11 protein-coding genes are annotated in these 11,886 nt (G+C 70.3%); all 11 read right to left on the bottom strand.

Annotation, left to right across the window (positions count from 1 at the left end):
* Positions 1 to 251: 251 nt before the first annotated feature.
* From AC3WLZ_RS05640 to argC, 11 genes are read right to left on the bottom strand one after another with little or no spacing between them, the layout of a single operon-like run.
* Positions 252 to 1,025, bottom strand: coding sequence for a DUF4184 family protein (locus AC3WLZ_RS05640; RefSeq protein WP_492469377.1), 774 nt, complete (start codon positions 1,023 to 1,025; stop codon positions 252 to 254).
* On the bottom strand, positions 1,025 to 2,338 hold the full coding sequence (gene tyrS, locus AC3WLZ_RS05635) for a tyrosine--tRNA ligase (RefSeq protein WP_492469376.1): 1,314 nt from the start codon (positions 2,336 to 2,338) through the stop codon (positions 1,025 to 1,027). The genes AC3WLZ_RS05640 and tyrS overlap by 1 nt, the downstream gene beginning before the upstream one ends.
* 47 nt (positions 2,339 to 2,385) lie before the next feature.
* Positions 2,386 to 3,099, bottom strand: coding sequence for a hypothetical protein (locus tag AC3WLZ_RS05630; RefSeq protein ID WP_492469374.1), 714 nt, complete (start codon positions 3,097 to 3,099; stop codon positions 2,386 to 2,388).
* Positions 3,096 to 3,743: a SatD family protein gene (locus tag AC3WLZ_RS05625; RefSeq protein ID WP_492469373.1), complete on the bottom strand. Its 648-nt coding sequence runs from the start codon at positions 3,741 to 3,743 to the stop codon at positions 3,096 to 3,098. The genes AC3WLZ_RS05630 and AC3WLZ_RS05625 overlap by 4 nt, the downstream gene beginning before the upstream one ends.
* Positions 3,744 to 3,791: 48 nt before the next feature.
* Positions 3,792 to 5,222 carry an argininosuccinate lyase gene (gene argH, locus AC3WLZ_RS05620; RefSeq protein ID WP_492469371.1) on the bottom strand — a complete coding sequence of 477 codons (1,431 nt, stop codon included), beginning with the start codon at positions 5,220 to 5,222 and terminating at the stop codon, positions 3,792 to 3,794.
* Between the two features lie 42 nt (positions 5,223 to 5,264).
* On the bottom strand, positions 5,265 to 6,404 hold the full coding sequence (locus AC3WLZ_RS05615; protein WP_492469369.1) for a heparan-alpha-glucosaminide N-acetyltransferase domain-containing protein: 1,140 nt from the start codon (positions 6,402 to 6,404) through the stop codon (positions 5,265 to 5,267).
* Complete coding sequence (argF, locus tag AC3WLZ_RS05610; protein ID WP_412924103.1) at positions 6,383 to 7,306, bottom strand: ornithine carbamoyltransferase; 924 nt, start codon at positions 7,304 to 7,306, stop codon at positions 6,383 to 6,385. Before argF ends, AC3WLZ_RS05615 begins: the two co-directional genes overlap by 22 nt.
* Positions 7,303 to 8,577: an acetylornithine transaminase gene (locus AC3WLZ_RS05605; RefSeq protein WP_492469367.1), complete on the bottom strand. Its 1,275-nt coding sequence runs from the start codon at positions 8,575 to 8,577 to the stop codon at positions 7,303 to 7,305. Before AC3WLZ_RS05605 ends, argF begins: the two co-directional genes overlap by 4 nt.
* Positions 8,574 to 9,476, bottom strand: a complete 903-nt coding sequence (gene argB, locus AC3WLZ_RS05600; protein ID WP_492469366.1) for an acetylglutamate kinase — start codon at positions 9,474 to 9,476, stop codon at positions 8,574 to 8,576. The genes AC3WLZ_RS05605 and argB overlap by 4 nt, the downstream gene beginning before the upstream one ends.
* Positions 9,473 to 10,630, bottom strand: coding sequence for a bifunctional glutamate N-acetyltransferase/amino-acid acetyltransferase ArgJ (argJ, locus tag AC3WLZ_RS05595; RefSeq protein ID WP_492469365.1), 1,158 nt, complete (start codon positions 10,628 to 10,630; stop codon positions 9,473 to 9,475). Before argJ ends, argB begins: the two co-directional genes overlap by 4 nt.
* Complete coding sequence (gene argC, locus AC3WLZ_RS05590) at positions 10,627 to 11,676, bottom strand: N-acetyl-gamma-glutamyl-phosphate reductase (RefSeq protein WP_492469364.1); 1,050 nt, start codon at positions 11,674 to 11,676, stop codon at positions 10,627 to 10,629. Before argC ends, argJ begins: the two co-directional genes overlap by 4 nt.
* Positions 11,677 to 11,886 lie beyond the last annotated feature (210 nt).

Below are 11,886 nucleotides of genomic sequence, written 5' to 3'. Positions count from 1 at the left end.
GAGACGAGACCCGAAGGTTCAGTCATGGAGGACAAGTGCCGAGTGGCGAATCCCTATCGTAGACCAGGAAGCCGAAGCTCACAAGTTCTGATCGGGGCGGTTCGCCACTTGAGAGGACGCGGGGCCTTTCGGCCGCTCCGCTCTCCCCTGTGGGGCGAACAAGTAATAAGTTACGCGGATCCCACCCACTCGTCCAATCCACACCACACCCCGGGCGTGTCGCACCCCCGAAACCGCGGAAAAACGCGGATCTACGACCGACGGCGGACCTGAACGATGAGAGCGAGCACCAGGGTCGCGAGCGCCCAGACTGCCGCGACTCGGGTCAGAACGGCGTAGATGAGCGCTGTCGGCGAGAGCGCTTCGCCGGCGCTGATCGTCACGAGCATCGCGACGGTTCCGACGACGACGAGGCCCACGGGGAGGGAGACCCACCACGCCACACGCACGGCTCCGGGGACAGAGCGCTGAACGGGCACGCGACTCCGACGAGACAGCCAGACGAGACCCCACGCGGCGAGCACGATCAGGCCGACCGCGCCCGAGCCGTACTGCAGCCACTTCACACCCAGGAACGGCCCCCACTGCTGATCGAGGATCGGGAACAGCTGAACGCCGAGACGTCCTTCGTGCGTGAAGAGATCCCACACGATGTGGCTGACCACACCGAGAGCGAGAGCTGCGGCCAGCCACGCCAGACCGACCGCTCCCCCGCCGAACGATTCGCGCAGACCGGCGCGGAAGCCCGCGTCCCACGTCGCCGGCAGCCGGTCGGCGACGACCCGCGGCGAGAGCTCACGAGTGGCGGGACGCAGGATGCACCGCCACACCAGGAACAGCACCAGCGCAAGGACTGTGGTGGGAACGAGCAACGCGAGATCATGCGTCATCGTGTAGTCCGGCAGCATCCCGCGAAAGAACAACGGGAGGTCGGGCGTCATCGCGCCGATCGCCACGGCCGCCGGCACCAGCCGTGTGCGCGCGAAGGGCAGCGCGACGACGGCGTGGCTCGGCGTGAACGGCATCAGCCGACGAACACTCCGGCGAGAGTCTTCTTCCCGCGTCGGAGCACCGACACCCCGCCCGGCAACGAGCCGGTGACGACGACGTCGTCGGTCGCCACCTTCTCACCGTCCAGAGAGACCCCGCCCTGGGCGATCGCGCGGCGCGCCTCGCTGAGACTGCTCACGAGTCCGGTCGCCGTCAGCGCGTCGAGCACGGTGGCGCCCGGGGCCAGCGACGCGTGCGGCAGCTCATCGAGCGCGCTGCGAAGGGTGCCGGCATCCAGCGCGGTCAAGTCGCCTTGGCCGAAGAGCGCCTCGGTCGCGGCGATGACCGCGTCGGTCGCCTCGGCACCGTGCACCGTCGTGACCACCTCTCGGGCGAGGCGCTTTTGCGCCGCGCGCCGGAACGGCTCCTCGGCGACCAGGCGTGCGTACTCCTCGATCTCCGCCCGAGTGAGGAACGTGAACACTTTGAGGCGCTCGACCACGTCACGGTCATCGGTGTTGAGCCAGAACTGGTACATCGTCCACGGGCTGCACATGTCGGCATCCAGCCAGATGGCGTTGCCCTCGCTCTTGCCGAACTTGGTGCCATCGCTGTTCGTGATGAGCGGCGTACCGATCGCGTGGACCGACGCCCCCTCGACTCGGCGGACGAGATCGGTGCCACTGGTGAGGTTGCCCCACTGGTCGCTGCCGCCGGTCTGCAGTACGCAGCCGTAGGAACGGAACAGCTCCAGGTAATCCATGCCCTGCAGGATCTGGTAACTGAACTCGGTGTAGCTGATGCCGGCCTCGGAATTGAGGCGTGCGCTGACCGCATCCTTCTTCAACATCGTGCCCACCCGGAAGTGCTTGCCGATGTCGCGCAAGAAGTCGATCGCGCTCAGCGGCGCGGTCCAATCGAGGTTGTTGACCATGCGGGCGGCGTTGTCACCGTCGAAGCTCAAGAATCGCTCGACCTGTGCCCGCAGCCGGTCGACCCACTCCGCGACCGTCTCGCGCGTGTTCAACGTGCGCTCCGCGGTCGGACGGGGGTCGCCGATGAGACCCGTGGATCCGCCGACGAGACCGAGCGGACGATGGCCAGCCAGCTGCAGACGGCGCATGGTGAGCAGCTGCACGAGATTGCCGAGGTGCAGGCTCGGCGCGGTCGGGTCGAAGCCGCAGTAGAAGACCACCGGCGGTCCGGAAAGGAGCTCGCGCAGCTCGTCCTGGTCGGTCGAGACGTGGATCAGTCCGCGATAGACGAGCTCGTCCCAGACGTTTTCGAACGTCGGGTCGTTGGCGGGCTCGAGGGCACGAACGGAGGGCTCGTCGAAGGGCGCGGACACCCCTCCAGGCTATCAGCGGCGGCGGGACGGCCCGGGTGCCGGAGGGCTCACACTGCCTGGACGCCCCACCACACGACGAACGCGGCCGCCAGCGCGGTGACCCAGCTCACGAGGCTGCCGATGAGGAAGTACTCGGCGCGATCGCCGCCCTCGCCGTCGCGGGAGATCTCGGGGAATCGCACGATGCCCTTGGCGGCGAGGACGGCCGCCAGCAGTGTGTAGGCGCCGGCGAGGGTCAGCGCGAAGACGAGGATCCGTTCGAGCGGTCCGATCAGGCGCCCGCCCTTGAGCGTCGTCGGCGCTTCGCCGGACGCCGGGAGCACGCGCTCCCCCATCTCTGCGCGCAAAGCGATACGGACGACGGCGTTGCCCGACTCCAGCAGGAACAACAGGCATCCCGCGACCAGCAGGACCACGTCGAGCGAAACATCGCCGCGCGGTCCGTACGCCTCCCATGTCGAGCCGAGCAGCCCCGGACGCGGCCGCGCCGGAGCGACGACCACGCAGGCAGCCACCGCGACACCGAGCAGACCCACCGGCCACAGCCCCGCGCGGGCGGAACCGGACTCGGGGACGACCCACGTCCAGATCGCTGCGACCGCAACGGCAAGGACGCCGGCGACGACGGCATCCGCTCGGGCCGACACCGCCACGAGCACCACGCCCCCGACGGTGAACGCGAGTCCGCGACGACGGACGATCAAGCGACGCACGAGGTCGACACCACCGACGGCGAGGAGGAGCAGTGCGGCCGCGATCATGACTCGGCCTCCGCGCGCAGAGCCAGGAATCCCTCGACGACGGCGGCCGACCCGGCCGAGGCGAGAGCCTGGGAGACCGCGGATTGCGTGACACCTTCCGCCTCGGCGAGGTCGCGCTGCGACCTCCCCAGGCACCGACCGTACGTCAACCGGCGCGTGCGCTCGCTCATCGACGAGACGAGCTGATCGCGCGAAAGCGCATAGGCGTTCGCCAGCGCGACGCCCTGCCGTACGACGGCGTCCGCACCGCTCTCGGCCTCGAACCACGTGCGGGCGAGCGGCGCGACGCGCTGCTGCATCGCTTCGACCCGCTCGATCGCGGCCCGCGCCGCCCACCACGCGGGTCCTTCGGGGATCGTCCGGTCATCGAGCTCGACGGGGCGTACGTCGCCGACGCCCACTCCGAACCGACATTCGATCCCGTCGGGCAGATTCAGTCGCACGAGGAGGAGCGCCGCCGCCGCCGCACCGATCGTCGGATATTCGCCCTGGAGTTCATCACCGACGACGGCCGTCAGCGGTGTGCGAGCCAACGGCGCGTCGGTCTGCGCCCGCGCGATCGCGTCGCGGATGGCGCGCTGCGCACCGGCGCGATCGTCCAGTTCGCGGGAACGGACGATGTCGGCGATGACGGCGGCGATCATGTGATCAGCTTATTGCTTATGGGGAGCAATGTATAAGCGAATCACTGATTACATTCCCAACGCGTGAGCAGCCGCCTGTGCGCGCGAAACCAGGTCTGCGCGTTGTTCCGACACCCGTTCGGGAGCCGTTCCGCCGACGCCCGTCCGGCTCGCCACCGACCCCTCGATCGTCAGGACGTCGCGCACCTCGGGAGTCAGGGACCGCGACACGGATGCCAGCAGCGCGTCGTCAGCATCCTCCAAACCGATCCCCTGCTCCTCGCATGCGCGCACGAGCGCGCCCGAGATCTCGTGCGCGTCGCGGAACGGCACCCCCTGGCGGACCAGCCACTCGGCGACGTCCGTCGCGAGCGAGAAGCCCTGAGGAGCCAGCTCGGCCATCCGCTCGGTGTGGAAACGGAGGGTGGAGATCATCCCGGAGAAAGCCGGCAGGACGAGCTCGAGGGTCCGCACGGAGTCGAACACGGGCTCTTTGTCCTCCTGCAGGTCACGGTTGTACGCCAGCGGGAGCCCCTTGAGCGTGGCAAGGAGACCAGCGAGGTTGCCGATCAGCCGGCCCGCCTTGCCGCGCGCCAACTCGGCGATGTCGGGGTTCTTCTTCTGGGGCATGATGCTCGACCCCGTCGAATACGCGTCGTCGAGAGTCACGAAACCGAATTCGCGCGTGTTCCACAGGATCACGTCTTCGGCCAGGCGCGACAGATCGACGCCGACCATCGCGGTGATGAAGGCGAACTCGGCGACGACGTCGCGGGATGCCGTGCCGTCGAGCGAGTTCTCGGCCGGTCGGGCGAGCCCGAGTCGGTCGGCGACCAGCTGAGGGTCGAGACCGAGGGTGGCTCCGGCGAGCGCGCCGCCGCCGTAGGGCGAGACGGAGGCGCGCACCGACCAATCGCGCAGACGCTCGATGCCGCGGACGAAAGCCCAGCCGTAGGCCTGGAGATGGTGGGCGAGCAGCACGGGTTGTGCGTGCTGCAGGTGCGTGCGCCCGGGCATGATGGCCGACTCGTGCGCAGCGGACTGCGAGACGAGCGCGTCGATGAGGCGGAGGAGCTCGCGCGTGATGGTGCGGGCGTGGTCGAGGAGATAGAGGCGCACGAGCGTGGCGATCTGGTCGTTCCGGCTGCGCCCCGCGCGCAGCTTGCCCCCCAGGGCGGGACCGACGGTCTCGATGAGGACCCGCTCGAGCGCGCCGTGGACGTCCTCGTCGGCGGGAGCCGCGACCAATGTGCCCGCCCGGACGCGGTCGGCCAGGTCGTCGAGGCCGGCGTGCATGTCGCGCGCCTCGTCGGCGGAGAGGTACCCAGCCGCCTCGAGCGCCGCGGTGTGCGCGTGCGAACCGGCGATGTCGTAGAGCGCGAGGTCCCAGTCGAAGTGGGTCGAGCGGCTCAGCGCCGCCAGCTCGGGAGAGGGCCCGCCGGAAAAACGGGCGCCCCACAGCGCGCCCTCGTTCGTGCCCTGGCCCGTCTCACTGCTCATGCCTCCCAGCCTAGCGAGAGCGGCGGACACCGCCCGGCCGGCTCAGGCGGCGGACGCCGGGGGTGTGGCATCGGGGCGGGAAGGCGGCCCCGCCACGCGGCGGATGATGCCGTCGATGATCGCCTCGAGCGGCCCGCGGCCGATCAGGAGCGCCCATGCGGTGCAGCCGACGACGAGCCCGAGGGTCAGCGGCAGGAAGAGTCCCGCATCGCGCACTCCGTACAAATCGGAGGTGTCGCCGAGCACGGCCGCCGCGAACACGGCCCACACCACGATCTGCAGGACGTACGCGGTCAGCGGCAGGGATCCCACCGCGCGCAGCGGGATCGCGACCCATCGCAGCGGCGTCCGGCCGATCAGGAGACACAGCCCGATCACCGCGATGGCGAACCCGCCGGAGCCGACGACCTCCCACAGGCCCGACGAATGCGCTTCCGCGCTCCAGACCGCCGCGAGGTACGGGTTCGCGGCCGCGACCGCCGGGCCCGTGACGACCGCGACGGCATAGCCGACGGTCGCGACCGCCGCGCCGATGACGGTGATCGACGCCTGGACACGGAGTCGCCGCAGGTCGAGTCGGCCCACCCCCATCCCCGCGAGGAGGAACGCGATCCACACCGGGAACGGGTACGCCCATCCCACGAAGGCCTGGAGCTCGTCTCCCCCGGGGCCGCCCCAGATCGGAGCGGCATCCAAGAACGGGAAGACCCACGGCATGGTCACCGCGACGATTCCCGCGGCGAGGAAGAGCCGGCCCGGACGCAGCCCCAGGAACGGCAGCGACAGGGCGAACAGCAGGGCGTACGCCGGCAGGATCACGTAGACGGGCACGCCGGTCATCACCAGCAGGATGCCGATCGCCCACAACAATGCTCCGCGCAGGGCCAGTCGCGCCGCCGCACGGGCGCGGGCTGGTCCCGCCAACGGCCGAGGGCCTCCGGTCACGAGCGCGATGGAGACGCCGGCCAGCGTGGCGAAGAGGATCGAGGAGCGCCCGTTCACGACATCGAGCCACGTCGCCGGATCGTCGGCGACCCACGGATCGATGGTCAGCAGGTGCGCGGCCAGCATGCCGAGCACCGCCAGCCCACGGGCCAGATCGATCCCGACGAGCCGGGCGGGCCCGTCGAAACGGTTCCACGCCCGGCCCACGCGGGAGGTCAGTCCTGGCGCAGCAGCCACACCAGCAGCGCCTTCTGGGCGTGCAGCCGGTTCTCGGCCTCGTCCCACACCACGCTCTGCGGTCCGTCGATGACTTCGGCGTCGACCTCGTAGCCACGGTCGGCGGGGAGGCAGTGGATGAAGATCGCCGCTTCGTCGGCACGCGCCATGAGATCGGTCGTCACCTTGAAGCCGCCGAGATCGCGGATGCGGGCGATCTTCTCCTCTTCCTTGCCCATGGAGACCCACGTGTCGGTGACGACGACGTCGGCGCCGGAGGCCGCGGCCTCGGGGTCGGTGGTCAGCGAGATGGATCCGCCGGTCGCGGCCGCGATGCGCTCGGCATCCGCGATGACATCCGCCCGGGGCGCATAGTCGGCGGGTGACGCCACCCGCACGTGCATTCCGGCGGTGACTCCGGCCAGCACGTACGAATGGGCCATGTTGCTCCGCCCGTCGCCGAAGAACGACAGCGTCAGGCCCTTCAGCTCCCCCTTGTGCTCGCGGATCGTGAGCAGGTCGGCGAGCAGCTGGCAGGGGTGGAAGTCATCGCTCAGGGCATTCACGACGGGGACGCGCGTTCCGCGCGCCATCTCCTCGAGCCCGGCCTGCGCGTACGTGCGCCACACGATCGCCGCGACCTGGCGCTCCAGGACACGGGCGGTGTCGGAGGGCGTCTCCTTGCCGCCGAGCTGGCTGTTCGCCGTGGAGATGATCAGCGGCGAGCCGCCGAGGTCGGCGATGCCCACCGCGAAGGACACACGCGTCCGCGTCGAGGACTTGTCGAAGATCACCGCGACCGTCTGCGGCCCCGCCAGCGGCTTCACGGCCCAGCGGTCCTTCTTCAGCTCGATCGCGAGGTCGAGGATCTCGGCCTGCTCGGCCGGGGTCAGATCGTCATCGCGCAGCAGATGGCGGGTCACGCGGGTACTCCTTCGGTCGCCGGGGCGGCGGACTCGTCGATCATGAGGGCATCGGTCACGGTGGACAGCGCCGCGCCGAAGAGTGCAAGGAACTCGGCGATCTCGGCATCCCCGATGATGAGCGGCGGCGCGAGACGGATCGTCTCGTCGTTCGCGGCGTTGACGATGAGCCCGTGCTCCTGCGCCGCGGCCACGACGGCCTTCGCGACGGGGTGGGAGAGCGCGACGCCCAGCAGAAGCCCGCGCCCGCGCACGCCGGCGACGAGCTGCGATCCCAGAGCGGCGATCCCGTCGCGCAGCTCGGCCTCGCGGCGCGCCGCGTTGTCGACGAGTCCCGCGGACTCGATCTCCTGCAGGACGGCACCGGCGACGGCCGTCCCCAGGGCGTTGCCGCCGAAGGTGGAACCGTGGGTGCCGGGGAAGAACAGCTCGCTCGCCGCGCCGAAGGTCACGAGCGCGCCGATGGGGAATCCACCGCCGATGCCCTTGGCCACCGTGATGGCATCCGGGACGATGCCCGCGTGCTGGAAGGCGAACCATGCGCCGGTGCGCCCGGCGCCGGTCTGGATCTCGTCCACGATGAGCAGCGCGCCGTGGCGCGCGGTGATCTCGCGCGCGGCCTCGAGGTATCCCTCGGGCAGCTCGACCACACCGGCCTCGCCCTGGATCGGCTCGACGATGAACGCCGCGACGTTCTCATCGACGGCCGCCTCGAGCGCCTCGATGGTGGCGTCGATGTGCTCGACCCCGGGCACCATCGGGAGGAAGTCCGCCTGCAGCGCGGGCTTCCCGGTGAGCGCGAGCGCCCCCATCGTGCGACCGTGGAAGCCACCCTTGAGCGTCAGGATGCGCGTGCGGTCGGTGCCGCGGCCGTGCAGACGCGCGAGCTTGAACGCCGCCTCGTTCGCCTCGGCACCCGAGTTGGCGAAGTACACGCGACCGGACTCCCCCGTGCCGGCGAGCCGCTTGAGGCGAGCGGCGAGAGCCAGCTGCGGGGGCGTGGCGAAGTAGTTGGAGATGTGGACGAGGGTCGCGGCCTGCGTCGACACGGCCTCGACGAACGTCGGGTGGGCGTGGCCGAGCGAGAGGACGGCGATCCCCGCGAGGAAGTCGAGGTACTTCTTGCCGTCGCCATCCCAGACGTACGCCCCCTCGCCGCGCACGAACAGCGCCATCCGGTCGCCGAAGCTGCGGACGAGGTCGCGCCCGGCATCCTCCTGCCAGGACGGGCCGCGCGAGCCGAGGGATTCCTGTGTCGTGTCCGCGTTCACGCGACCACCTCCGTTCCGATTCCTTTGCTGGTGAAGAGTTCGACGAGCACCGAGTGGGGCACGCGACCGTCGATGATCGCGGCCGTGGGCACTCCCCCGTCGACGGCGTCGAGGCACGCCTGCATCTTGGGGATCATCCCCGACTCGAGCTTCGGCACCATCGCGCGCAACTCGGTCGAGGTCAGGTGCGACACGAGCGAGTCGCGGTTGGGCCAATCGGCGTACAGGCCCGGGACGTCGGTGAGCACGACGAGCTTCGCGGCCTTCAGCGCCACGGCGAGCGCGGCCGCCGCGGCATCCGCGTTCACGTTGAGCGACGCACCCGGGTGGTCGAGGTCGGGCGCGATGCTCGACACGATCGGCACGCGTCCGGCGGCGAGGTGATCCAGCACCGGCTGCGGATCGACGGTCACGACGTCACCGACCCGGCCGAGGTCGTGCTCGACACCGTCGACGACCACGCCGCGGCGACGTCCGCCGAAGAGTCCGGCATCTTCACCGCTCAGACCCGTCGCCAGCGGACCGTGCGCGTTGACCTTGGCGACGAGCTGCGGGTTGATCTGCCCGGTGAGCACCATTCGCACCACCCCGATCGCCTCCGTCGAGGTGACCCGGTAGCCCCCGCGGAACTCGCTCGGGATGTCGAGCCGCTCCAGCATCGAAGAGATCTGGGGACCGCCACCGTGCACGACGACCGGCTTCACGCCGACGTACCGCAGGTAGGCGATGTCGGCGGCGAACGCGTCCTGCAGTTCGTCGCTCACCATCGCGTTGCCGCCGTACTTCACGACCACGACCTGGTCGCGGTACTTGCGCACCCACGGCAGCGACTCGACGAGAGTCACCGCCCGCTCGCTGGCTTCGGCCGGATCGGTGTCCTGGATGTCGATGTCGCTCATGAGGAGTAGGCGCTGTTCTCGTGGACGTAGTCGTGCGTGAGGTCGTTGGTGCGGATCGTCGCCGCGGCATCGCCGACCCGGAGATCGACGACGAGGTCGGTCGCTCGCGGCGTCAGGTCGACCTCCTCGCGCGGACGGTCGGGACCGCCGGCGGTGCACACCCGCACCCCGTTCATCCACACGTCGACGTCGTAGGGATCGAAGGCGGCCCGGGTGGTCCCGATGGCGGCGAGCACGCGACCCCAGTTGGGGTCGTTGCCGAAGATGGCGGCCTTGAAGAGGTTGTTGCGAGCGATCGACCGCCCCACCTCGACGGCGTCGTCCTCGGACGCGGCACCCACGACCCGGATCGTGATGTCGTGGCTGGCTCCTTCGGCGTCGCCCTGCAGCTGTTCCGCGAGATCGTCGCACACCGCGGTGAGCGCGGCGGCGAACTCGTCGGCATCCACCCGGATGCCACTGGCACCGCTGGCCATCAGCGTCACCTGGTCGTTGGTCGACATGCAGCCGTCGGAGTCGAGGCGGTCGAAGCTCACGCGGGTCGCGGCACGCAGGGCCGCATCGGCCTCGGACGCGTCGAGGACCGCATCGGTGGTGAGCACGACGAGCATCGTCGCGAGCCCGGGCGCGAGCATGCCGGCGCCCTTCGCCATGCCGCCGATGCTCCAGCCGGGCCCGCGGTGCTCCGCCCGCTTCGGGCGCGAGTCGGTCGTCATGATCGCCAGGGATGCCTCGTCGCCGCCGTCGGGCGAGAGAGCCGCGATGCCCTTCTCGACGCCGTCGAGGACCTTCGCGCGGAAGACCTCGTCTCCCGTGCCGATCAGACCCGTCGAGCACACGACGACGTCGCCCGCGCCGACGCCGAGGAGCTCGGCCGCGCGCTCGGCGGTCTGATGCGTGGTCTGGAACCCGAAGGATCCGGTGAAGCAGTTCGCTCCGCCGGAGTTGAGCACCACCGCCTCGACCACGCCGTCGCGGATGACCTGTTCGGACCACAGGATGGGGTTGGCCTTGGCACGGTTGGACGTGAAGACGGCCGCTCCGACCTTCAGCGGCCCGCGGTTGACGACCAGCGCGACGTCGCGCGCACCCGTCGACTTCAGGCCGACGGCGACCCCGGCCGCCTCGAATCCTGCGGGGACGGTCACGCTCACGGGGCGACTCCGTTCGTGGGGAGCGCCGTGGTCTCGGGAAGACCCAGCGCGATGTTCATGGACTGCACGGCGGCTCCCGCGGTGCCCTTCATCAGATTGTCGACGGCGGCAACCACCACCACGCGGTTCGCCGCGCGGTCGATCACGAGCCCGAGCGAGGCGACGTTGGCCCCCAGGACGTCGGCCGTCCGGGGGAAGGAACCCTCGGGAAGCATCTCGACGAAAGGTTCGTCGGCGTAGGCGCTCTCCCACGCGTCGCGGATCTCGGCATCCGTCGCCCCGTCGCGAATCGGTGCGGACGAGGTGGCCAGGATCCCGCGCGCCATCGGCACGAGGACGGGCGTGAAGGAGATCCGGATGCCATCGGCGGGCGCACCCGCCGCGGCCAGGGCCTGGCGGATCTCGGGGATGTGCCGGTGGGTACCGCCGACCGCGTAGGGGTTGGCGGTGCCGAGGATCTCGCTCGCGAGGAGATTCGTCTTGGGAGACTTGCCCGCCCCGCTGGGGCCGACGGCGAGCACGGACACGATGTCACCCGGGTCGATGACGCCGGCGGCGACACCCGGTGCCAGCGACAAAGAGACGGTCGAGGCGTTGCAGCCGGGGGCGGCGATACGCGTGACGCCCCGGAGCAGGTCGCGCTGCTTCCCGCCGTTGACCGGCAGCTCGGGCACGCCGTAGGCCCAGGGCTCGGCGTGCTCCCCGCCGTAGAACGCGGCCCAGTCCTCGGACGAGGTGAGCCGGTGGTCCGCGCCGGCGTCGATGACGAGCGGGGTGTCGCCCAGTGCCTCGGTGTAGGCGGCGGATTGCCCGTGGGGCAGCGCGAGGAACACCACGTCGTGTCCGGCGAGCACGTCCGGCGTCGTCGCCTGCAACTCGAGGTGCGCGAGCGACCGCAGGTGGGGCTGGTGGGAGATCAGCGGCTGCCCCGCGTTCGCGTGCGCGGTGACGGTGCGGATCTCGACGTCGGGATGGTCGGCGAGCAGGCGAAGGATCTCGCCTCCCGCATAGCCGGAGGCGCCGGAGACGGCGACCGAGAGGGTCATGGATCCACCTTAGGAGTCGGGGCTGTGGCTGCGATGAGCGTGAACCGGGGCGGCGACGCCCGTGTGCCCGACTGACGGCGGGTTACGAGGTCGCCGAAACTCGGCGTGCGACCCGACGTCGACGCACGACAACGGTGCTCACGGAGAGCTCCTCGCTGCCACGGACGATCGACGACATTCCGCGAGAGTATCCGGCCCGGCAGGACGGGA

Source organism: Microbacterium sp. FW305-3-2-15-F-LB2, from assembly GCF_058787255.1.
The sequence above is the reverse complement of the archived record's forward strand: the minus strand, read 5'-3'. Positions and strand labels throughout refer to the sequence as shown.